Annotated in this window: 20 protein-coding genes; 12 read left to right on the top strand and 8 right to left on the bottom strand. The window is 42.0% G+C overall.

Going from position 1 to position 24,322, the window contains the following annotated elements; translation table 11 throughout:
- Window positions 1–350: 350 nt before the first annotated feature.
- The 7 genes from CHJ_RS23545 to CHJ_RS23515 all read right to left on the bottom strand — a co-directional run bounded on the left by CHJ_RS23545 (window position 351) and on the right by CHJ_RS23515 (window position 6,243).
- The gene (locus CHJ_RS23545; protein ID WP_317919323.1) at window positions 351–2,648 is read right to left on the bottom strand and encodes a DEAD/DEAH box helicase family protein; all 2,298 of its coding nucleotides are present in this window, start codon (window positions 2,646–2,648) and stop codon (window positions 351–353) included.
- Window positions 2,645–3,217, bottom strand: coding sequence for a hypothetical protein (locus CHJ_RS23540; RefSeq protein WP_317919322.1), 573 nt, complete (start codon window positions 3,215–3,217; stop codon window positions 2,645–2,647). Before CHJ_RS23540 ends, CHJ_RS23545 begins: the two co-directional genes overlap by 4 nt.
- 71 nt (window positions 3,218–3,288) lie before the next feature.
- A complete protein-coding gene (locus tag CHJ_RS23535) occupies window positions 3,289–4,380 on the bottom strand; it encodes a DUF6094 domain-containing protein (protein WP_317919321.1) in 1,092 nt (363 codons plus the stop codon).
- 2 nt (window positions 4,381–4,382) lie between these two features.
- On the bottom strand, window positions 4,383–4,970 hold the full coding sequence (locus CHJ_RS23530; protein WP_317919320.1) for a DUF3275 family protein: 588 nt from the start codon (window positions 4,968–4,970) through the stop codon (window positions 4,383–4,385).
- An 82-nt stretch (window positions 4,971–5,052) separates the two neighbouring features.
- A complete protein-coding gene (locus CHJ_RS23525) occupies window positions 5,053–5,571 on the bottom strand; it encodes a JAB domain-containing protein (protein WP_317919319.1) in 519 nt (172 codons plus the stop codon).
- Window positions 5,572–5,630: 59 nt separating this feature from the next.
- Window positions 5,631–5,852, bottom strand: a complete 222-nt coding sequence (locus CHJ_RS23520; protein ID WP_411861594.1) for a hypothetical protein — start codon at window positions 5,850–5,852, stop codon at window positions 5,631–5,633.
- Window positions 5,845–6,243: a hypothetical protein gene (locus CHJ_RS23515; RefSeq protein ID WP_317919318.1), complete on the bottom strand. Its 399-nt coding sequence runs from the start codon at window positions 6,241–6,243 to the stop codon at window positions 5,845–5,847. The genes CHJ_RS23520 and CHJ_RS23515 overlap by 8 nt, the downstream gene beginning before the upstream one ends.
- Window positions 6,244–6,978: 735 nt before the next feature.
- Here CHJ_RS23515 and CHJ_RS23510 point away from each other — a divergent pair.
- From CHJ_RS23510 to CHJ_RS23470, 9 genes are all read left to right on the top strand, one after another.
- Window positions 6,979–7,965, top strand: a complete 987-nt coding sequence (locus CHJ_RS23510) for an MBL fold metallo-hydrolase (protein ID WP_317919317.1) — start codon at window positions 6,979–6,981, stop codon at window positions 7,963–7,965.
- Between the two features lie 668 nt (window positions 7,966–8,633).
- The gene (locus CHJ_RS23505) at window positions 8,634–9,419 is read left to right on the top strand and encodes a TIGR04255 family protein (RefSeq protein ID WP_317919316.1); all 786 of its coding nucleotides are present in this window, start codon (window positions 8,634–8,636) and stop codon (window positions 9,417–9,419) included.
- Window positions 9,410–10,003, top strand: coding sequence for a helix-turn-helix transcriptional regulator (locus CHJ_RS23500; RefSeq protein ID WP_317919315.1), 594 nt, complete (start codon window positions 9,410–9,412; stop codon window positions 10,001–10,003). Before CHJ_RS23505 ends, CHJ_RS23500 begins: the two co-directional genes overlap by 10 nt.
- Window positions 10,004–10,012: 9 nt before the next feature.
- On the top strand, window positions 10,013–10,849 hold the full coding sequence (locus CHJ_RS23495) for a hypothetical protein (protein ID WP_317919314.1): 837 nt from the start codon (window positions 10,013–10,015) through the stop codon (window positions 10,847–10,849).
- Between the two features lie 502 nt (window positions 10,850–11,351).
- Window positions 11,352–11,663 carry an IS66 family insertion sequence element accessory protein TnpA gene (gene tnpA / locus CHJ_RS23490; RefSeq protein WP_317918906.1) on the top strand — a complete coding sequence of 104 codons (312 nt, stop codon included), beginning with the start codon at window positions 11,352–11,354 and terminating at the stop codon, window positions 11,661–11,663.
- Window positions 11,660–12,013: an IS66 family insertion sequence element accessory protein TnpB gene (gene tnpB, locus CHJ_RS23485; protein WP_317918907.1), complete on the top strand. Its 354-nt coding sequence runs from the start codon at window positions 11,660–11,662 to the stop codon at window positions 12,011–12,013. The genes tnpA and tnpB overlap by 4 nt, the downstream gene beginning before the upstream one ends.
- A 59-nt stretch (window positions 12,014–12,072) precedes the next feature.
- Window positions 12,073–13,599 (top strand): IS66 family transposase, encoded by a 1,527-nt coding sequence (gene tnpC / locus CHJ_RS23480; RefSeq protein ID WP_317918908.1) that lies wholly within the window; start codon window positions 12,073–12,075, stop codon window positions 13,597–13,599.
- Window positions 13,600–13,659: 60 nt separating this feature from the next.
- On the top strand, window positions 13,660–14,742 hold the full coding sequence (locus tag CHJ_RS23475; RefSeq protein WP_317919313.1) for a hypothetical protein: 1,083 nt from the start codon (window positions 13,660–13,662) through the stop codon (window positions 14,740–14,742).
- A 148-nt stretch (window positions 14,743–14,890) separates the two neighbouring features.
- On the top strand, window positions 14,891–15,151 hold the full coding sequence (locus tag CHJ_RS23470; RefSeq protein ID WP_317919312.1) for a hypothetical protein: 261 nt from the start codon (window positions 14,891–14,893) through the stop codon (window positions 15,149–15,151).
- Between the two features lie 37 nt (window positions 15,152–15,188).
- Here CHJ_RS23470 and CHJ_RS23465 read toward each other — a convergent pair whose 3' ends face one another.
- A complete protein-coding gene (locus CHJ_RS23465) occupies window positions 15,189–15,626 on the bottom strand; it encodes a conjugal transfer protein TraG N-terminal domain-containing protein (protein ID WP_411861596.1) in 438 nt (145 codons plus the stop codon).
- Window positions 15,627–15,829: 203 nt separating this feature from the next.
- Here CHJ_RS23465 and CHJ_RS23460 point away from each other — a divergent pair, with 203 nt between their 5' ends.
- The 3 genes from CHJ_RS23460 (at window position 15,830) to CHJ_RS23450 (ending at window position 24,297) form a co-directional block, all read left to right on the top strand.
- Window positions 15,830–16,810, top strand: a complete 981-nt coding sequence (locus CHJ_RS23460) for an AAA family ATPase (protein ID WP_317919311.1) — start codon at window positions 15,830–15,832, stop codon at window positions 16,808–16,810.
- 12 nt (window positions 16,811–16,822) lie between these two features.
- A complete protein-coding gene (locus CHJ_RS23455; RefSeq protein WP_317919310.1) occupies window positions 16,823–19,366 on the top strand; it encodes a S8 family peptidase in 2,544 nt (847 codons plus the stop codon).
- Window positions 19,367–20,070: 704 nt separating this feature from the next.
- Entirely contained in the window at window positions 20,071–24,297 is a 4,227-nt protein-coding gene (locus tag CHJ_RS23450; protein WP_317919309.1) for a hypothetical protein, read from the top strand.
- Window positions 24,298–24,322: the final 25 nt, after the last annotated feature.

Below are 24,322 nucleotides of genomic sequence, written 5' to 3'. Positions count from 1 at the left end.
AGGCTGAATATTGACAACTTTTCCCTTTCCCTTTTTGTGGATAGGGCTTTTCCCTTGGGAAAAACCGTTCCCTTGAACCCTTTCCCTTTTGGCGCAGCCTTCCCTTTTTATTTAACAAACAGTCATCTGGTTTATTATAGGGATGTCAGTGTCATGATCTCTGGATAATGAAAAGGAGAGCATCACTGCCCTCCCCTGTCATTCGTTACATTGTCTGTGTAATTTGTCTTCTATACCTCCGTTAGTAATTATTAACTATTGCTCCATATAAATATCTTAATCATTAATAGGTGGACCACATCTGAGTTCAACTAGGTAGCAGATGTCTGGTTGAGTGAGTCGCGATGAGTTTAGCGTTGAGTTTGTTGTAGCAAAGACTTAGCTAATGCTACTTCTACACTGTCACCATCACTGTTTAAGACGTCGAGTCCATTTTCTGGCATATCGCCAGAGGTCGATTGGGTGACGGCTATTTTCTTCGCCATCAATTCCAAGCACGTCATTTGCGCGCTACCTTGATAGCCCAAAAATGTCACGTCTACATCGTCGCGTTGCCCTATTCGCCAGCTACGTCTTGCCGCTTGCATCAGCGTATAGACATTGTAGCCCGTGTTGGTGAACACTATGGACGGGAACTCTAAGAGATCCAATCCAGTTTTAACCAGTTCAGGGTTGGTGATAAGAACATCAATGCCTCTATCGACTTGCTCCAAAATCCAATCTTCCCTGTCCTCGGTTTTTACACGGGCTCGCAGTACGGCACATTTTAGACCTTCAGCTGCCAATAAGGCTTTCAGTCTCGATGTCGTATCTCGTTTGCCGGTGTACACCGTATAAACAAGCGTACGTCTGTTACACTGCTTGTTGCTCTTCACCTTATCAATAAGCTGTTGCTCTTTAGGTGTGGGTGTTTGTTCATCAAACAATGGAGGAATATAAGCCAGCGTTTCGTGAGTGCGAGGGTGTGTGACCACCTCTTTTCGAAACGCACAATCAGGCCAAGCTAAAAGGGCGTTCATGACAACACCCAGTAGGGTTTGGTCACCAATAATCAACGCTTTTCGCAATCTTTCCATTAAGTCTTGTTCCATAGCGTCGTAATGCGTTTGCATTTCTTCACTCATGTGAACATCGATAAAATGCTCCTGATAATCGGGTAATATCCCCTCGCCCATATCTTGCAGTTTAACGAACACCGTATAAGGTAAAACGTACTTTGCCACACCGAGTGGACCAAAACCTGGAGCGCGAGTTTGACTGACTCGCAAGTTTTTGCCTTTGGCGGTGCGGTGGTTAGCCTCATCGGTCACTTTCATCACTTCTTTAATGATGCCGTGCTCTTGTGAAAAGGCCAGTGCGGCACTGCCAAGTTTACCTCTGTGGTAGCGATATCCGTCAGCCATCATAATTGAGGGCATGGTTCTCCATAAGAGATAAAACAAATCTTCGGCATAACCGCCCATCAATGTGCCGGTGAGCAATAAGCATTGTTTGACACACCCCGCAAGAACCTGCATCGCTTGCCCTTGAGCCGCCCCCGCGTTTTTATATTCGTGTGCTTCATCAATGAGTAACCAATCAAAAAAGCCTTTAGGGAAGTATTGTTTGATAAACTCACTTGCTTGGTAGTCTCCTTGCCCAAAGGCAAATTGAGTTTTGGCCAACTTTCTTTCGATACGCTCAGCCTGTCTGTCGTTGAAGAAAAACTCTCCGTCGCTATTGAGTAGATTAACTAATTCATAAATGTTGTCTGTTAATGACTTAGCTAAGTAACTTTGTCCAAAATTGGTCACCAATTTATTTGCGGTTACTTCCCCAATGGTCGGTAACGTTTTTAGAGCGCGCTTTATCGTATCGCTTAGTTTGCTCTCTTGACGTTGACGTCTCAATGTCCATAGAGACGATTGACAATGTTCACACTTGAGCTGCCGCTCGGTTGGAAAATGTGAAGGCGAGTACCCTTCTCCATTTTCATCTGTGATTAACTTGAAGCAATCTGGGCAGGTTGCGTATTCTACCGTTGCCGTTTGTGCTTTGAGTCCATCATGCCCAACCTCTATTTTTATTCGCTTGGTTTTGAATGCGGGTTTCCAGTGATAGCCCATTCGCATCCGAACTCGACCTAGTATGAAATACTCTGGACCATGATGAGGCTTTGTTTGCTCTCTTAATTGAATGAGAGACAACAACGTATCTGGGCCATTAAGTACCCAAACTTGCGCATTATCGACAGTATCAAGAATTTCACGTCGCCATTTATAAACCAAATGCGGAGGTGACAGCACTAAAAAACGTTTTGCTTTTCCCTCGGTATACGCAATGGCTGTTGCCGCTATACCCATGATGGTTTTACCTGTCCCCATTTCTCCATTGATAATACCTGCAGGTGCCTGTTCATCAATCAGTAAAGAAGAGATAGCTTGTACCGCGTTAGCCTGAGCTTCAAAGGGAACTCGCTTAAGTGACTGCATCACATTGATACGAGACTGAGCCGGCTTTTGGTAACGAGGAGGATATGCCGCCTCTATATTGTCCAAAAGGCCTTCCCCAAAACGATCGATAAAATCATTGAGTGACAGTACATTGGACTCTACGGACTTTTTCTCTTCTTCTGATAAAGAAGTCATATCTTGTTGTACTACACTCATATGTCACCTCCTACGTTTTTGAGTGTCAGTATCTGGCAAGATAATGCGTTAGAAATTATGGATTCAATTTCTTCTATTGGAAGATGAATATGGTAGGCGTATATACCCCAAGAAGGTAAAGCATGAATGTAAGGCATTAACATGGCATGTAATGCCTCTTTCCAGTCTTCAAGGAGGGGTAAATGGCACAATTGTTTTATTGTTGGCCATAACGCATCCCAATCTAATGGAGTGCGACTTAATAATGTCGTTTGTTGGGCTTCACACTTTAGTAAACGGTCATCGTATAACCAGGTATGTACCCATTCGCCGACAGGGGTGAACTTAGGTAATCGAGTTGTACGCTTAGTTAGCGTTTTTATTCGACTAAAATCAAAAACAACATCACCATCTGGAGTTTTGACGGTCATCACTTTACGTCCCCCTTCCGCAATAGGAAGAGTGAGGGTGGCAAAGAAATGCTGCATCACGCCATCACGTCCCCATAACGATAAGAACTGAACGTGGTTATTGGGATCTATGGCAAATGCGTCTAGGTATAAGCCGGTTTCAAGTTGGATTAAGTTCATTGGTGGTTCCTTATATAAAAAAGGGCACACCGGCCCTGATGGGTCGTGTGCCCATCAGGGAGTGTCAATCACTATTTTATGATGACGATGCTGCCATACTGCTCACCAGAGGTGACGTTAATGGCTCTTATTAGTGGAACGAACTGGTCAATTTTGGTTGTTACGACTTGATGCTCATCCACATTGACTTGAGTTCGTTGTATCTTTTGGGTTCCGCCTTTAACGAGTAGTTTTTGTTTTCCATCATTACTGATCACCAATCCAGAGATTTGGCCAGCCGCCAATGATAACGATAAATGCCATGAAGATAATCGTCGAAGCGGCTGAGGAACCCACTGTCGTTTGTCCTGTTCAAAGCTCATGGAAAACGATGGCCATAGACCAGAATGCAACTGAAAAGTTGCTTCCAGAAGGGCTTTGTCTGGAGTGACCGTTTCAAAACGAAATGGAGTAGGGGATATAGGCGTTACCTGATACAAAGTCTGCATCATGATGCGGCTCGGAATATGTTCTCCCTTTCCAGTGTTATATAAGAGGTTAGCGGTTTTTTCGCGCTCTATGCGATGTACCTCGCCTGTCATATTAGTTTTGTAGCCAATAATGACCACCTGCTTAAAACGGTTGGTTTCTGCTTGATAAACCGATACTCCTTCTAGATGAGTACTTAGGTAATGAGTAAAAGGTTTTGTAAGAGAAGGGTAGGGAACGACCAGTACCAACACACCTTTTCGCTTTAATGTTGGAAAAACTCGACGTAGAAATTGTATTTCTAATCGAGAGAGACCTTTGTCCTGCTTCTCTATTTGGTCGGTAACAATGTCACCGTAAGGGGGGTTGAGAAATAATAAACTTTGACTTCTCGCACCAACAACCGTATCAAACGTGTTGCTTTTAAGTACATGATTTAATACTCCGGAAGCTTTTTTTGCTCGTTCGGCATCAAGCTCTATACCATAAGTGTCTAAAATGGCGTCAGGTTCGATATTACTCTCATTTACCAATTGATTGAGGGCAGAGCCTTCGCCACAACAAGGATCAAGTAGACAGTGTTCGCCTGACTTAAATTCTAAAATATGGGCGAGACGTCTTAATGTTTCTTCGTCGGTTGGGTAGTAACCATTTTTGAGGTAATTATGAGCGACGCGAGGGTGCATGACTGCCATACTCAAACCTCCTTATCTGCGCGAAGACGTATCCAATGTTGAGCGATAGGCTCAAACTTCCAGACTCGCTTGTCACCAATCCGACGTTTAAGATACGTTAATTGATGCCCCATTTTCTCGCGTCCAACTTCAGGGTTAAGTTTAACAATGTCACCTACTTTTGAACCTAACGGCCAGAGTTCACCAAATAGCTCTGATAGCTGTTGGTCATCATTTGACACCATAGGTTGTCGGTCTATATTTGATTCTAAGTGTTTTGCTTTTAAAGCTTCTTGAGCTTTTCGCTCTTCTGCCAGTGGATCGGCTTCCAATGGTTCAGAGGGTGGTATTTCACCTTCCTGATAATCATCGAGCCAAATTGCACCTAGCTCCGCGCGAGTTTCAATGACAAAGCGGTTACTGGCTTGGTAGCTGCCAGAAAATATGCGATTTACGCCAAAAGTTCCCTGATAAGTACCTTCGTTGTATTCATCAAGCATGGCATCGCGTATAGAAAATTTGCCTAACGTACAATCAAGTGTGGCAACATTAAAATCACCATACCGACCGGTGATTTTTTTTATGGATAAGGTTCCGGGTATCTGGACCATATTGGCCTCCTAGTCAAAAATTAAATAGAAGGCATCCCTACCGGAATACCTTCCGGTAGATAAGTAAATTGAATCTTGTGTGTTAGATTAAACCGTGTTCAGCGAATGAATATGTGTCATTGCCGATCACGAAATGATCCAGTACTTGTATGTCAATTAAGGCAAGTGCCTCGGATAAGTGTCTAGTGATGCGTTTATCCGCTTCACTTGGTACAGAGCTTCCACTTGGGTGGTTATGACAAAACATCACGGCAGAGGCATTCCAAATTAAAGCTCGCTTGATCACTTCTCTTGGATAAACGCTTGCGGAATTAACCGTGCCATAGAATAACACCTCAAATTTGATCAATTGGTTTTGGTTATTTAGAAAAAGTACTCCAAATACCTCTCGCTCAATATCACGTATTAAGGTGGCTAAAGTGAGCTTTGTTTTCGTTGATGAAGTAAGTGCTATGCCACAGTTTAGACTGTCATTGGCAATTTCTCTCGCAACATCTAAAAGCTCGTCTGGTGTAATGGGTTTTGTTAATTGGTAGTACTGACCTGAGGTGTCTTTAAGTTTTTTAAAGGTACCTTGGCCATAAGTAGATTTATACTGCATAGGTAATGCCTCTGTAGAAAAGGGCACCCATGAAGGATGCCCTCATGGGTAAATAATGGTCAACGCTCTTTAGTCCGAAACTCGTTACTAAGAACGACTCCTTTTTTACGAAGCTGATTAAGGTCACTAGAGTGAATGGTTGTAACTATTTCACTTAATGGAGTACTAGAATAGATAACCACACGTGTTTCTAATGTGTTATCAAGGGTGACTGATCGCCAGTCAGTTGCATACTGATATTTTTCTGTTCGAGAAAATGGAGTAAATGTCATATTAATCACAATACCTCTCCTTTTCTGTTGAAATGATCAGTATGGGATGCCCTTTGGTATTTATTTCGATACTGGCTAATAAGCTGAGTGGTTGGTTGACATAGATACAGCTATGCACCGGAGGTTTTGTCACAGTAAAACTAACCTGTGATTGGGTTGGAACTTTGCGAGCGGCGCGCCAAGCGAGTTTAAGAAGCTGATGAGTTTGAGCTTCTTGAGAAAGCGTAATGGCAGTGTCTGCGACATCAATGACAGCGAACCAGACGTTTTGCGTTAGCCCTGTGTAAGAAAAGTTAAAACCTGCATTTTTGGCTGCATTAGTAACATCCATGAACATATCTTCATCGATCGGACTGGATGCGACAAATTGGCCTAAAATGGGAGTAGGGAAATTATCCATAAGACTGTTCCAAATAAAAAAGGGAACAATCTCCCCATAGGAAATTATTCCCTATAGGGTAGGTGGTCCACAGCAAAGCTGTTGAGCCAGTTGATTCACACCGTAGGTGAGAGATGTTAAGAGCGCTTTCTACTTATCTTTGATAAGTCGCGACACGTTTCAGAAAGCCATTTAAGAGAAGCCTCGTGTGCTTTACACTGTTTTACGTGAGTGTACAACGATTGAACAGTTTTAGGATATATGGGGCAGGGGATAAGTGTCAATGGCGAAATCGGGATTCTTGTATATTGCGATCGATAATTACTTTTTCTGTTTCTACTCTGCAAAATATTAAAATAATGTTGAAGTGCATCGAACAAGACTGTTCCACATCGGAAATATGATTTATTAGCAAAACAGAGTGTAATAACATTAACGTGTTGAAACTTAAAAGTTTACATTGCTTTTAATTGTTATCCCGAGTGCTGTTCCTTCACGGCACTCTTTTTTTTAGCCATATCTGAATCGATGAATGTTGAGCAGCGTAAATTGCTGAGCATCGTAACGGTTAACATCCTAATCGAAGTTAGGTTTTTTACATCTACTTGAATAGATATTGAACAATATTATGTCGGTTTTTTCTTGTTGTAATCTTCTATATCACCTAGAACGTTGCCTCATGATCATGGTAATAGGGTAAATTAGTTAATGTTTACATTAAATTGAGTATTCACTTTCTCGGGAGTTAGAATCATCATGTGGAAAAAAAGTTTAACCTTAGTCATTTCATCAATGCTCTGTAGCAGTGTATTTGCACAAAGCTTCGAAGTAGTTACTTTAGGAAGTAAAGGAGGTATCCAAGATGGTAACCTCACCTCTTTCATGCTTAAAGGTGAACAAGACAGTAATTATGTGCTGTTAGATGCAGGATCGGTTATCAACGGTCTTATCGTCGCCAATACCAAAGGAACTTTCGACAATGTAACCGTGCCAGGAGAGTCACCTTACACCAAGGTAGGTTACCTACTGCGAGAAAAAATAAAAGGCTACTTCATCAGTCACGCCCACCTAGATCATGTTTCAGGCTTAATAATTTCGTCACCGGATGACTCAAACAAGCCGATTTACGGGCTTGAAGCGACCAATAAAGCGTTGATGGATAATTACTTTAACTGGTCAGCATGGCCAAACTTTGGTAACGATGGCACTGGTTATAAGTTGAATAAATACAACTATGTAAACCTACCTGAAGATCAATGGGTTTCTGTTGACAACACATCACTACAAGTTAAAGCATTACCACTGAAACATTCAGGTGGTCGTTCAACGGCTTTTTTGTTGAGAAATAAAGAAGATGAAGTGTTTATCTATTTTGGTGATACGGGACCTGATTTGATTGAGAAAGGTTCAGCACTGCATAAGGTTTGGCAGACTTTAGCGCCATATGTCAAAGAAGATAAGCTGAAAGGAATGGTGATTGAAGTGTCGTTTACTAACAGCACTCCAGATAAATTCTTATTTGGCCACTTAACTCCTAGCTGGTTAATGAAAGAACTTAGCAAGCTCGAAGAACTCAGTGGCAAAGGCAGCCTTCAAGACCTTGATATAGTCGTAAGCCACATAAAATACAGCTTGAAGAAAGGTGAGAATCCAAAAGAGATCATCAAAGCTCAGTTGGATGGGGCTAACAATCTAGGTATTAATTTTATCTTCCCTACACAGGGTGAAAAAATGAGCTTTTAATTAAGCTGATGTTCACAGTTAAAGCCGGAAATCTATAACTAAAAAAAGCCAGAGTTTGAACTGACCCCCAAGCATTGGCTTTTTTAGATAAAGCTCTGATATTAATAATCCTAAACAAAGGTGAATTACGAAGTTCTATAACTTGTTAATTTAACGACCTTTTGACACCATCTTCTGCCAAAACACAAATTTTAGCTCTGGAATCACTTTGCCTGTTGTTGTTTGACGTTGTCTTACGCTAATTAGCTCTTTACGCGGGCTATATCCTCCATTAGCAGGTAACGTAAGTTCAATCAATTGACGAATACGTCATTTTTTCCTACCCTTATATCGTTAGTTACGAGATTCGTGGGCATCTGCCCCCACTTGTAGACACACGAAGTACGAGAACCCATGCATTTATGTGTGGGTTTTCTCGTTTCTGAGCTTCATTAGAGATTAACCGCACTAGACATATTTGAAACGATTTCTCTTAAAATCCGAGTTTAACCATACCATTGCTCCAGAATAAATAGTCCTACTTCCCGCCTTTTATTCCCAATGGGTGCTTCCATAAGGTTGGTGGTTTTGTGGAACTATGATCAAAATCTAATGTCGGATAAAAATACGAGTAATGTGTAATTTACTGTGTAATAATTGATTTAAAGAGTCCAGAAAGGCGTATCAACATGTCAGATTATAAAAAGTTGAACAATCACCCGTTAGAACTTGTTCTCGTAGAGGTGAGATACTCACCAATTCTAAATGTAAAGAAATACATCCCTGAACTACACGATCAACTTCGTGGAGATTTTCCGAACTTCAACACTGTAGTTGATAAAGCGGTGAACGTTAATAATGACCAAGTAGACTTTTCAAACATAGAAAGATGGCTATTTACGTCCAAAGATGGTCAACGAGTTGTTGACATTGATCAGAATAGAGTCGTTTATGCAACGACTAAGTACGATCGGTTTGATGGGTTTCAGGCAGATGTTCAGCAAGTAGTAGAGGTCTTGAAAAATATTGTTAATCCATCGATTTACACTAGGGTAGGTCTGCGTTATTGCGATAACATTACATCGTTAGATGGGGGAGATGCTGGATTATCAGGGCTAGTCGTTCCTCAATTGTTGTTTGATGACACATTTAACAATATCGGTCAAAAAGGCTTTAAGCGTCAAGAATACTTAATTGCAACAGGAACAACACACCTAGTGATAAGAACTGTTCAGACAGTTACACCAAATGTTCTGCCTGAAGATCTCGTTTCAATCGGCTTGAAAGGCAAAACAGATGAAACCGCTAAATTGAGGCTTATTTTAGACTTTGATCACTTCTGGCAAGATTCAAATAACCCGATAGACTTTGAAGTTGATAATATTCTAGAAACGTTGTCTGGTTTACATGAGGCTTCGAGAGAAGCATTTTGGAATGCAACAACTCCGTACGCAAGGAATGAAATATGGTTGTAGCAGATCACGCATACGCTGATTATGACGTAAGTAAAATCCAAAGCTTAGCAGTTTCGGGTCAGCACGCTGTTCAATCAGCAGCGCATAGTACGTACCAGCGTCCTAACGCTATGGAGATTTTTGATCTTATCAATTATCGTTCAGGACAGCATCAGTATTGGACCTATGCTCAGACAGATTTCCACGATGTTCTTGTTGAAGTTAGTACGGCAGACGCTTTGACAGAGTCGCCTCAACAGAATCTATTAGTCAAACGGTTGAGCGAGTTAAAAAGCAGCCTTGGATTAGCAGATGAAGAATTAGCGAGTATTTTAAAAACAACTCGTAAAACACTTCATAATTGGCAACAGGGCAATACAAAACCAAACAAAACAAAATTGTTACGTTTGGTGGAACAGCATAATCTTTTGAGAGAGTGGTTAAGTAACGGTTACCCAGATATCGCCACATTGGATATTGAAGAAAAGAATCAAATCTTGAATAAGTTGCAACAAGAGTATGTTGATACTGATGACGTCTTGTACTTCGGTTCTGGTTTAATGTTGACTAATGATATTGATGTGATCGACGACCCCTTTGCGTAGGTAGGTGATATGAACTTTGGAAGTACTTTAGAAGCTAAAGGCTGGTTGCAAGGCTGCATTATTCCAAAGGAGCAAGCGGTTGTTTTATTGGATCATGGAAATACCACGTGCATTGATGTCAATAAGGCTGGGCTAGTAGATGATAACTTTGTGCTTGTCGTTGCCTCTCAGTCCTGTGATATAGCGAGAGATGAGGTTCCATCGGTACAGTTGCTTATTGCGAGAGTCATCGAAGTTAGAGATCCTCAAAAGAGTTACAACGCCCATCCTAGAGTCCTTGATACTCACGTAACCCAAGTTCGGGAAGATGAACTGCAAGAGCTTTCAATCAGAATTAACATATTGGAGAAAGTATTTACTCCGAAAGAAAATCTGGTTGATATTGACTATCTTGATGGTATCTTTTGGGGTATTCAAGAAGAAAGAAGTTATAGGAATTGGCTGGGAGAACATTATGATAGACCCGCGTTGCCAACGTCGTTTAATGACCTTTTAAAACGTTCTGAGAGCAAGCTAAAGAAAGCAGCGAAACAGTCTAATGATCATCTATATGGGATTTACATTCGCCTCAACCCAAATCGTGAGCTTGTTGAAGATGAGCGTTATGATGTGCAATTATTAGGTGCGCTGACTAATGATGGTGATGCTAAAATTGCTCAGGATAGGGTAGACCGTTATAAGGATATCCTTAAAGAGGCAGGTATTAATGTCACCCATGCTATCGTTAAAGAAAAAAAACAGATTAGCATGGCGACATTGGAGGGTATGACTAGATTTCATTTGGACTATTTGTCTTATCGTATCGATACAGAGGAGTTTCCTGCCGAAGTAAATCCTGGAATCTAAGTAAAAGTACCACATGTAATCATTTCTCACACAGGTTGCGGCTCATACATTGGCATTGTAGTGGTCTAGAAAAATTGGCCACGGTTTCAGAGTCTTGCTAAAATAACCGTTCCGATTTATTTGGTATCAACTCTCCATTGTATTAATATAAACGATTCTAGTCAGTATCATTTTGTAACATTTCTCTCTATTCATACTCATTGAGTTTCAATATCTAAGTACCTAACATCAAACACACTGCTTTAAAATTGACCAGTATAAAAGCTAGGTTAAAAGGTTAATTAATTCGGCTAATAACTAAGGATTTGGGTGATCCCTTACAGGAAACATTAGTTTATTTTATGACCAGCCTTGTCAATTATTTTTTGTTTTGGTTCACCCATCTTACCTAACTTATTAAATAGTGGTTCTTCGTTTATATTGTAAGCGCGTCATAAACCCCGCATTCTAATCGCTCATCACGAATAATAAGATCAAGCCTCCAACTATGAGGAGATTTGAAATGGGAAAGCGACGCACTAACCAAGAATGGCAAACGCTTATCGAGCAATCTGAATCAAGTTCGTTGTCAATACTAGCCTTTTGCAAGCTCAAGGAGATCAACCCTTCGACGTTTTATGCCAAGCGACAGCAACTCAACAAAATTGAGGTTTCTCAACACTTCGTTAAAGCTGAAATCATCGAGAAGACAACCAAGTATCAATCTCAAATAGCAACGGCTAATATGACACTGCTCGTCAATGATGTTGAGCTGCGTATTCCACAAGGTACGCCAGCGGCCTATCTCGCAGAGCTCATCGGGGCGCTATCATGAAACGCATGCTCAGCGCCCCAGAGATTTATCTCTATCGTGAAAGTGTCGATTTTAGAAAGTCCATCAATGGCCTTGCGGCAATTATCGAAAGTAACACCGACTTGCCCTTGGGAAGCGGCGCACTGTTCCTGTTCACCAATAAACAGCGCGATAAAATCAAAGTGTTGTACTGGGATAAAACAGGCTTTGCGCTTTGGTACAAGCGCCTCGAAAAAGCCAAGTATAAGTGGCCTACAAAAGAGAAAAATGAGGTGTTTATCCTGAGTCAATTTGAGCTTGATAGACTGCTTTCTGGCTTCACGATTATCGGCCACAAACCCGTTCGAATAAACGATTTTACAATGACTTAAACGATAATAAAGCCTTATCCACCAAGCGTTAACGGCATGATTTTAGTATAATAAATGCCATGAAAAAGACGCCAAATATCAACCCAGAAAGTCAAGATGTTGCCGAGCTACAAGCGATGGTGAAAGCGCTGATGGCGTCAGAAAGCCGATTGAAACAAGAGCGACAATCGCTACTTGAACAGCTCAAGCTTGCCTTCGACCGCCAGTTCGCCAAACGCTCGGAGGCGTTAAAACCTTACGATGAATCTCAAGGTGACTTCTTCAACGAAGTGGAATGTGAAGCCGCTAAGGAAGAAGAGGTTGAGGTGACGACCACCACAACGAAGAAACGCGGTAAGCGTAAGCCTCTTCCAAAGACCTTGCCTTGTGAGGTTATCGAACTCGATTTAGACGACCATGAAAAACAGTGCGCTTGCTGCAAGCATAGTCTGCATAAAATCGGTGAAGACCGCAGTGAAAAGCTAGAGTTCACACCCGCCGTACTCAAAGTGCTGGAATATGTTCGTCCTAAGTATGCTTGTCGTCAGTGCGAGCAAACTGAAGACAACAGCCGCATCGTTCAAAAGCCAGCGCCGCAAAGCATTATCCCTAAAAGCTTCGCGACAGAAAGCTTGCTGGCCAATATCATCCTTGGCAAATACCAATACGCGATGCCACTGTATCGCCAAGAGTCGCTGTTTACCCAGTCGGGTATCGAACTGTCACGCACCACTATGGCAAGGTGGGTTATCCAAGTGAGTGAGAAGTTCAAACCACTCTATGCCGCCCTAAAAGAGCACTTACTTCAACAAGTGGTGGTTCAGGCGGATGAAACGCCGCTCAATGTCCTCAAAGAAGATAAGCAGTGTTACATGTGGCTCTACTGCTCGGGTGCTGACTCGCCAGAAGCGGCGTTGCCGAATGTGAAAAACATCGCCTTGTACGACTACCAAAACAGCCGCGCGAGGGCGTGCCCGCTGACCTTCTTAGATGACTATAATGGTTATCTGCAAACGGATGGTTATGCGGCTTATGATGGTCTTCATCAAGTGACGAATGTAGGCTGTCTCGCTCATGCCCGGCGCAAGTTCATGGACGCTAAAAAGCTGCAAGGTAAAGGGAAATCAGGTAAAGCTGACAAGGCACTGGCTAAAATCCAAAAACTCTACGGAATAGAATCACGTTTAAAAGGAGCCTCGGCCGAGAAACGAAAAGCAGAGCGTCAAACGTATGCCAAGCCGATACTGGATGAGCTTTACGAATGGATGACTCACCAACAAGTCATAGAGTCTAGCCCACTGGGTAAAGCGATAAAATACACGCTCGGCCAATGGCCGAAGCTCATCCGCTATATCGATGACGGTCACTTATCGATAGACAATAACCGTGCTGAACGCGCAATAAAACCGTTGGTCATTGGCAGGAAGAACTGGTTGTTCTCGAACACACCAAATGGTGCTAACGCGAGCGCGATGCTTTACAGTATCGTCGAGACAGCGAAAGCGAATGGACTTATCCTCTATGACTACATGGTCAAGTGCATGAAAGAGCTGGCGAAAGCAGAGCCAGATATCGATGCGCTCCTGCCTTGGAACTTCAAACACTAACAATATCGCCCCGTGGGTTCATGGGGCGTTTACTTTATATTGTTCATAAGTGAGAGAATAATGGCTAAACAAAATAAGAAACAAAAGCGTCAGCAAAAGATAAAAAAGGCCAAAAAGGCAAAAGCGACGAAACAACATCAACAGAATTATCAAGCTAAAAGGGCTGGTAACCTTTTTCATAGATTGTGGGGGCCTGTCGGTAGAAATGACCCTACAGCATTTTGTCTGCCCGTGAATTACTGGATTGCCTGTCCTAATGAACGAATTGGTTGTGAAGAAGTCAAGTTTTTAAATGAAAGGCATTCAGATACTGAAATACCTGCATATATCTTTCCAATATATGATGAGATATGTAAGGCTATGAATAATAGGTTAAATTTTGCTGAACAAGACGAAATGGATTTCTCTGGAAAACATTGGATGGTAGTAACAATAAGAGATATGTTGCCGTTAGCTTCCTTTTCAGAGTTATCTGAAGCTAAAGAGTATGTTTTCTCTGAATTTACTCAAGTTAAAACAATTCGTAGCGAATCTCTTGGTTTGCTAGCAGGAAGACCCGATTTCAAAGATATACCAGATCATCACAACGTAGATAAAGAGTTCTGGGTTTCTTACTTCCTAGATCAGGAAAATAAACATGGTTTTCAATTTGATCCTTTAGATTTTGTATCTGCTTTATTGGAACATATTGTCTTCATCTATAACGCTCCGGATGTGATACATATTGATTTTTTTGAGCGTTCATTATTAGAGAAGGCGTATGACTTTATCGAAATGCATGGGTTACACGGATATAAGCTGGCTATTGATGTCGCGCTAGAGTTTGAAGAGAATATATCTAGGATAGAGTGTATGTATGAGGCTCCCAAACTAAGAGGTTGCCTTGAAATGCCTTTTGATGGGGATATTTATGTTACTAATGAAGGAGAAAAAATATACGTTGAAAGCGTATGGGGAGAAGAGGGCAGTGATTTCTATACTGTTGATTTTGTTCTATTCAGTGAAAAGGATGATATTGATGCTATTAGTAGATCTTTGAATAATTCTGAGTGGGAAGAGTTGCACAGAAATCTAGAGTTACAACTTCTTTGCGATGAACCTGATGATAGGATTGAAGAACTCAGAATGATGTTTAAAAAATAATCGATATGGAATTTAACATTCTTTTTGGGGAGGATTACAGCATCATTTCGTAACACTTCTCACTACCCATATTCATTGAGTTTCAATATTTAGAGGCATAAAATTGCAGGGACTGTTGTAAAAATAACCAATATAAAAGGAGGGTGTGATGTTACAGTTCTTAAAAAAATGGCGTCAGGCCTTTCAATCTGAACGAGCCCAACGTTTACACGAAGAGCAAGAAGCAGAGCGTAATGTGCTATGCCATAACAGTGCTATTTCCGTGGATGAAGTAGGGGATGCATTTAATTCAATAGTTGCTCAAGATAAAGAATCAATATCTTGGGGACAAGCTTTTCATCAAGCTAGTGTGGAGTATATGCAATATGAAGAAAACCAAGCATATTATGAAGGAAGAGAATATCGCTGAGAGAAGTAGACATGCAATATGCCTACTTCAGTTACATTTATAGTTTTTTAGTCAAAGTACTTTGTATATTGCCAACTCCTTTTTGAGAAGCAGACTGTATCTTATCCAGCGCACTATCAATCCCCAAGGCATTCACTTTATATCCAGCAAACCCGAGTAACCCAAACCAAATAAGTGGCATCATGACGTAGAGTATTATGATGACAAACTTTAACACCGCATCATCAATAATGTTTAACGTGCCGGTAATAGGGTTGAGGTTGTCGTGCATGGAGTAAAGCCCCTCTAGTAGTTTACTATCAATACTCCGACATAGTTCCCACCAAAATGTCAGCATGGCGAGTCCAGCATAGGTGAGTGATAACGACATCAAGGTCATCACATTGAAACTACCTATGGTCAGAACAATCGGGCTCGCAATGATAACAAAAGTCATGAGTGCAGCCTGAAATATCGGCATTGCTTCCCGGATGATGAAAAAAGTGGGACCTGTTAGAAAGTGTCCGGCTTCGAGTCCGACCAGTCCGGCACTGGCATTCCAAATCTCTCTAATTTCATGATCCCAGCTTTTATCAAGAACGTTTGACGTGAGCTATAGCATTTCTGAAGATAGCAGAAATTTCCGTTTCAATGTATGATTACCGTGTAAACACTTATTCCTAACTTAAGAAAGTACTCATGGCTAGCTCGACTCAAATTAAAGCTTTAATGCAATCGCACATCGATAAAGATGACGACAGATTTTTATCTGTCGCGCTTCAGGTTGCCGCTCATGAAGCAAGAAATGGTCATGGAAAACTTGCGCAAGAGCTTAAAGGCTTAGTTGATAAGGCAAAAAAGAACAGCGCTAAAAACCTACCAGTTTCAATTGCTAGCAGCGTTAAGGATACTTCAGGTCTATTAACAACAACCCACCCACAGTTGCGCTTTTCTGACCTTATTGTCTCAAGTTCTGTTAAAGATAGGCTTGATAGACTGGTTAAAGAGCAAAAACACCTTATCACTCTAAAGAACCATGGTCTTTCTCCCCGAAGAAAGTTGTTATTGGCAGGAAAGCCTGGCACGGGGAAAACCTTTACCGCGTCCGTTCTGGCGGGTGAGCTAAACTTTCCTCTATTTGAGGTTCGTCTTGATGCGGTTATTACAAAGTACCTTGGAGAATCTTCAGCTAAGTTACGTCAGATTTTCGATACTATTAGAGAAGTAAGAGGCGTTTACTTTTTTGATGAGTTTGATGCGTTGGGCTCTCATCGCGGCTCAAGTAATGATGTAGGCGAAGCCAGGCGCATACTCAATAGTTTTTTGCAGATGATTGAGCAGGATGACTCTAATAGCGTTATCGTTTGTGCTACAAACCACATTGAAGCGCTAGATCACGCGCTTTTTCGCCGCTTTGATGATGTCATTAGATATCAACTTCCGTCGGAAGAAGAGATTGTTAAGCTTTTCAGAACACGTTTGCATTCTTACGTTGCGAAGAACTTCTCTTGGAAGAAGCTTCCTGCAATTGCAGAAGGGTTAAGTAATGCTGAAATTACATTAGCTGCAAATGATGCAATTAAAGAAATGCTTATCCATGACCATAACTCAATTACCATCACTATGCTTCAGCAGGCAATTGAAGACAGAAAGAGTATTAGCCAGCACTTTATGGAGTAAGAAGGAATCTGAATGGCTCGAAACGAATTTGATAAACCCCACTTCTTTTTTAATTCTTCAGCTAGTTCTCACGAGTTTACCTCACCGAGTCGAGGTGGTAGTGGACCAGTAACCATACCCGCTAAGAACCGAGCTACTCATAGTGCTCATCTACGTCAAAACATCCAATCTGTTGCAAACGAATTTTCCGAGCTAAAACAATCTGTAGTGTCTGATGAGCTGAGTATGGGGGTGGGTATACAAGTTGAATTTGAAAGCTACCCTGACGTAGAGATGGCTGTAGAAAGTTTGGCTAATGACCCTCAAGGTATTGTGTTACATAACGTCAAGACAGTGGAGTTGGAAGAGGGTCATAAAACCACAATAGCCACCGCATTTGTTCCAGAAGGAAAGCTAAGCTTTTATCAAAAGAAGCTCAATGAATATGAAGCTCGTAGGACTCTTGCGAATGGAAACGCTGGTGATCACCAGAAACTGATTGACTCAATAAAGAATATTAAGCGTGCTACTTTCTCCGCTATTTGGGCGGACGATGAATCACTGTTACCTGAGGATAAAAACGAAAGTGTCTGGTGGGAGGTGTGGTTGGCTACGCCTAGAAAGGCTCGTCAAACACATAATCACTACCAAGAGATCTTGGCTGACTTTACACATTTGGCAAATATGGCTGAAATGAGAGTCTCGGATCATAAGTTACGATTCCCCGAGCATACGGTTGTTCAGCTACAAACGAGTCAAAGAAAGCTGGAAGAAAATGCAGCTTTATTGTTTCGGGTTGCTGAGATTCGATTCCCTAAAGTTACCGCTGAATTCTTTGCTGCAATGCCAAATGAAGAGCAGGAAGGGTGGACAAAAGAGTTATTGCTGCGTCTTAGTTCTAGCGCTTCAGATGAATCGCCCTATGTATGTATTATAGATTCAGGTGTAAATGTTGAGCACCCATTGCTTGCTCCTTTTTCAACGCTATCTGACCAGAGAACCATAACAGAGGACAATGACCCCACTGATACTTTAGGCCATGGAACAGGAATGGCTGGGTTGGCTATTTGGGGAGATATGATTGAAAGGTTAAGCTCATCAAATGTTGAAGTGGTTGAACATCGATTAGAGTCGGTTAAAACCATGAGGTTTAACGGTGATAATGATGATAAACCTTTGGGCATAGTAACCACTAATGCGGTATCTGAAATTGAGATATACAAACCAGAACGCTCGAGAGTTTTCTCTATGTCGCTTTCGTCAGGTATAGGTACCGATAGAGGTCGGCCGTCATCATGGTCTAGTGCAATGGATATGTTGGCGGTAGATTTTTCTGGAGAGGGCTTAACACCGCGTTTGTTTACAGTGTGTGCTGGAAATGCCCTGTTAGATGCCAATGTAGATTATCCAAATGCTAATTACCTAAACAATGTGCATGACCCTGCTCAAGCTTGGAATGTGCTTACTGTCGGCGCTTTCACAGAAAAAGACCAATTGTCTTCCTCTGCCGATTTAGTGCCGCTGGCTCCCAAAGGGGGATTGTCACCATACTCGACAACATCTCTGGGGTGGGATAACAATAACGCTCCATTCAAGCCAGACGTTGTATTTGAGGGTGGAAACTTGGCGAAAGCTGAAGATGGCTTTTGTGGTCATGAACCTGATCTTCATCTTTTAACGGCGAATAATGACTTCTCTCAGAAGCAGTTTGCAACCACTCACGCAACTAGCGCAGCTACAGCTTTGGCTGCTAGATTCTCTGTGCAGATAAAGGCTCAATATAATGATATTTGGCCAGAAACGGTTAGGGCTTTAACTGTGCATTCCGCGGATTGGACTGATGCAATGTATGCATTAATTTCTGCACGACGAGGCGGTACCATTAGAAAATCAGATATGGTGAAGTTGGTTAGGAAGGTGGGGTATGGTGTCCCTAATCTTGAAAAGGCGTTAAGCAGTGCAGATAACTCGCTGTCGATGGTGATTCAAGATGAGTTGCAACCTTTTATTAAGCCTCGTTCTAAAGATACAAAAACGAAGGATATGCACTTACATGATCTGCCATGGCCGCAAGAGGAGCTCTTAAAAATTGGTGAAGCTGATGTTGAATTGACGGTTACACTCTCCTATTTTGTAGAGCCTAACCCTTCAAGCCGCAATGTTCTAGATAAGTATAACTACGCAAGTCATCAGTTAAGGTTTGATGTAAAACACCATGGTGAATCTGATGCCCAATTTATGCGAAGAATTAACGCACAAGCTGAGGGAGAAAGGCCAGATGCAATTGAGGATAGTAATTGGCTTATAGGTAAACAGCAACGACATAAAGGCTCTATCCATAAAGATGTTTGGAGAGGCAGTGCTGCTGATTTAGCTTCTAGAGGTAAGGTTGCAATATACCCAGCTAAGGGTTGGTGGAAAACTCGTAAAGCTCATGAACGATATGATTCCAAAGCTCGGTATGCGCTAGTTGTGTCATTATCTGTACCCGAGGTTGATGTGGATTTGTATTCAGAAGTACAAAGCATCGTTAAAGCTGAAGTTGCCACACCTGCTGTGGTGGAGATCTCGAATTAAGCGTATTAAACCAAGCGTGACATTTCACTGAGCGTGAGTTTACTAAGTTCAACAGCTGGGATACTGACTTTCAAATGAAGTCAATAACAGTCCTTAAATTAAGGAGGCACATTAACCCAGTGACGCTTGGTAGGCTGGCAAGTCGAATAATTGTTTTTAGTCTCAGAGAGGACAAAGCCATAGGCATTGCCTATGGCTTTGTAAAACAGCTACAGAATGTTTGTCATTCAAATTGAAGAGGGAACGCATTCCGTGTGCAGTGCCGGGTGTTTTATCACCCTGGACTTATCGTATGTCCTCGGTGGGCTGCTTTGCAATTACGCCGAGTTCAGATTGATGCTATTACTTCTGGCCAGACAGCAAATAGCAGCTCAATGAAAAAGCAGAGATACCCGAGGCACTCAGTGTTAGTGTACAACCATGAACCTAATGGAACAAGCTTACTTTTGCCCCATTGTGAGTTACGGTGTCTGTTTTCCCACATGAGTAATTCTAATCTTAAAATGTGAATTCAGTTTATATTCAATTATGCTGAATGATTAGGTCTTCTGTTATTATATAATTGATTATTAATCATTTTTTAGCTTGGAATGGCTGTTTGCGGGTTAAGCTCATACGAAAATATCCATCCCCCTCTGTAAATAGTCTCTTTGATAGGAACACATATGGAAAAGCACATCCCATTAAACAGGCAGTTTTCACCTGTGCCCAAAAGTCATGAAGATGCAGAAAAAGACGAAATTTCTTTTAGTTGGGGGTATGGTAAACCTAATTCATGGGATGATTTAGACTGTGAGTTTCGTTGTGTCATTTTAGCTGAGGCAGGTGCAGGAAAGACTGAGGAGTTTCGACAACGTGCAAGAATACTCCAGGCCCAAGGGAAAGCAGCTTTCTTCATTCGTATCGAAGATATCGATAGAGATTTTTATGAGGCCTTCGATGTTGGTGAAGAAAGCCAATTTCAGTTATGGCTGAATTCGACCAGCGAGGCATGGTTCTTCTTAGACTCTGTCGATGAAGCAAGGCTCGCAAGCCCGAGAGCCTTCGAAAAAGCTATTCGACAATTTGCGAAAGGTATAAAGAAATGCGCGCACAGAGCGCATATATATGTTTCCAGTCGCCCTTATAGCTGGCGACCTAAAGAAGATCGAAGGTTAATGGATGAGTGGCTCTTTCTTCCATCTTCATCGGAAGTAGATAAAGTCAAAGAAAATGAGGCAGTCAAAGCACAGAGTTCACTAAAAGTTTATACTCTGCGTCACTTGGATGAAGAGAGAGTTCGCCGCTTTTGTATGACTCGTTCAGTAAAGGATATTGACCGTTTAATCAATGAAATTGCGCGAACCAACCTTTGGAGTCTAGCAGAACGGCCATTTGATCTTGACGGTATTCTAGCAAAGTGGGCTGAGGGAAGTGAATTAGGTGGTCGCCTAGATCTTCTTCGCCATAACATTATTAAACGGCTTCGTGATGAGCATAACGTTGATCGTGCCCAGCTTCAGCCTGTCAATGGAGAGAAGTTAAGAGAAGGTGCACAACGATTGGCTGCCGCTGTTGTACTTACTGGCCAAGCTGGCATTAATGTTCCCGATTCAGCACCTGTCAAACCAGGTATCAATGCAGAAACCGTGCTTTTCGATTGGGATCCAAGTGAAGTCAGTGCGTTACTGGAACGTGGGATCTTTAATGACGTTATATACGGAGCTGTACGTTTTAGACACAGAGATGTGCGTGAACTACTTGCGGCTGAGTGGTTTGATAGACTGTTGAAGCTCGGTAATAGTCGTTATTTAATCGAAACTTTGTTTTTCCGCGAGCAATACGGTGAGAAAATTATTACTCCGCTGCTACGTCCAATTTTGCCATGGCTTATTTTGTTTGATTCAGAAATTAGATTCAAAGCGCTAAATATTAACCCCGATATTGCCGTTGAGGGTGGCGACCCATCAAGATTACCACTTCAGGAAAGAGCGAATATTCTAGCAGACATTGTCCAGCGGATTTCTTCGAATAAAGATGACCACTCAGCTCGAGATAATAGTGCTATTGCTAGGATTGCTAACACTGACCTTTCGGAAAATACACTACGGCTTATTGAAAGATACAGCGATAACGACGATGTAATCTTCTTCCTTGGCAGGTTGGTATGGCAAGGTGAAATGTCTTCCTGTGTTTTCTCTTTGGTTCACATTGCAGAAAATAGTTCGCGAGATATCTACGCAAGAATAGCTTCAACACGTGCTGTGATGACTTGTGGTTCATTCGAGCAAAAACAAAATCTATGGCTAAAACTAAATGAAAATGATGCTCAGATTCCAAGAGAATTGCTTTTAGAGTTGGTAGAGGAAGCTGGCACCAACAGTCATAGTATTGAGCAGTTGTTGATATCGCTGGGTAAATTACCGGCTTATGAACGGTTTGAAAATAGTGCTCTGCGTGGTGCGCTTCATTCATATGTAGAGAAAATGTGCCTAGAGTCGCTCCCTAAACTAGTTGAGGGCTTGGACTCTTATCTAGAAAGACAGCCATTTGTTGAACGTAAGGAATGCCACGTTTCAGAAGAGTATGCATGGTTGCTAGATATCGCTATGCATGCGATAGAAAGATTGATTAAAGCACGCCACGATGCAGCTCTCAGTAATAAATCGCAATCTATTTTGTTGAAAGTTCCAGCTCTACGTTTTTGGCGTGGAGATGATTGCACTGAACATAAGGACGAATTGAAGACGCTTGTACCTAGTTGGCCCGAGCTTAATGATTCGCTTTATTGGAACAGTATCCAACATGCTCGAAATATTGAGATTTCAAATTCAGACAAAAAGGTAACGGACGATTGGGCTGTTTCATGGCTTGGTCATTTTTGGCATTTTGATACGACTAGTCTCCCGAGACTTCTCAATTACATGCACATCCGCTCTTTGGAAGATGATAGTCTGGTTGCGCTTAGTACCGCCTTTCGAGTCTACTTGCAAACTGACAGATCAGAGAACATTTTCGCTTTATTAAGAGATGCCGTGGCTGATGAACCTGTTCTACGAGAGCGGTTGAACACATTGCTCGAACCGCCTGTATCAAAAGAGATGCAAAGATACGAAAAAAACGCAGCCGAGCGCCAGCGTAAACTTACTGAAAAAAAAGAGCGAAAAAAGCTAGACAGAGAAAGATGGATAGCAGACTTACGAGCAAACCCAGAAAGAATTCATAATTCTCCGAACCTTGAGCCAGGTGAATATTCCTGGGATCAATACTGGCTGATGGTGGAGCTACAAGAACTTAACCAGGGAACTAGTCGCTGGGGTTACACTGATTGGCAGGCATTGATACCTGAATTTGGGGAGGCTGTCGCTCAGGGGTATCGTAAAGCTGCGATCAAACATTGGTCGCAATACAAACCACCCCTGCGTTCAGAGGGGTGGGAGGAAAACAATACGCCATACTCTCTTATTTTTGCGATGGCTGGATTGGAAATTGATGCCGCTGAATCTTTTGATTTCCCCCTGAATCTAAGCGAAGAAAACGTTCGGCATTCATTACGCTATATTTTTTGGGAATTAAACGGTTACCCCACATGGTTGGAACGGATGCACAAAGCCTTTCCACAATTGGTCGAAAAAGTGGTCATTAAAGAATTGGTTTGGGAACTCGAAAAGACAGAGTCGACTAGGGTATTACATGATTTAACATATCATGCACCTTGGCTACACCCTTATATAGCTTCTGTTATTCTCAACTGGATTGACATTAACCCTGGTCACCGCAGATCTATCAGAGAGTACTGTCTGAAAATTTTAGTCAATGGAGAGATAGAACCTGAGAAACTATCAGCTCTGGCTATCAAGCAACTTTCTAATACGAGCAATCCAGATGACATATCTTGGTGGTATGCACTCCGTGTAGATTGTTACCCAGAGAAAGGCATCTTAGAAGTTGAACAATGGTTATCAGAACTAGATGACGATACAGCAAAGCGTGCAGCGCAGATTTTTATAACAGCATTGATGGGGGGGCGAAGTTCGCGTTATACAAACCCCAATATTGGTTGTTTCCGTACAGCAGAACATTTGAAATCACTTTATTCCCTGATGCATAGCTACGTTAAAGTAGAAGATGACATCGACCGAACTAGTGGGAAAGTGTTCTCTCCAGAGCTACGGGATGACGCACAAGATGCACGTGATAGACTGTTTAACCTTCTATCAGAAATACCAGGTAAAGAAAGCTATACAGCAATCAAGCAGCTAATCCATGATCACCCTAATCCAGATTATCGCCCTTGGATGGCAAAGCAAGCGTATAAGCATGCTGAAAAAGACGGTGATCTCGAACCTTGGTCTGAGCAGCAAGTAAGAGAGTTCGCCAAGTCGCAATGTATTGAGCCGACAACGCATCGTCAGCTTTTTGATTTGGCTGTCCATCGGCTGCATGAGTTGAAGAACTGGTTAGAGCGAGGTAATGATAGTCCTTGGCTTACTTGGCAGCGTGCAGAGGGGGAAACAGAGATGCGAACGTTAATCGCAGGTTGGTTAAGACAGCGTTGTGACAACAAGTATACGATCGCAGAAGAGCCTGAACTTGCAAATGGCCAACGTATGGATATCTGGCTGCACAATACCAATGTCCTTTCACCTGTACCTATCGAATTGAAACTACTAGATAAAGAGTGGAGCGGACCGGACCTTTGTGAGCGACTACGCAATCAGTTGGCAGGAGATTATCTTCGAGAAGAAAGTGCCGGATGTGGCGTGTTTCTACTGGTCTCACAAAACGTGACCAAAAAATGGCTGTTCAATGGGAGTCTAGTCGGGTTGGATGAACTCGCTGCTGCACTTAAATGTTACTGGTTAGAGATTTCACATGAATATTCAGGCATAGATGCTATAGAAGTGATAGTAATCGATTTGGCCAAGAGGGCGCTGTTCTCTGATAAATAGACGAAATCACTTTTGCTCAAGCAAA

Source organism: Vibrio sp. MACH09, from assembly GCF_033238805.1.
Lineage (GTDB): Bacteria > Pseudomonadota > Gammaproteobacteria > Enterobacterales > Vibrionaceae > Vibrio.
Note: the sequence above shows the minus strand (reverse complement) of the source record. Positions and strands in the feature narration are given on the sequence as shown.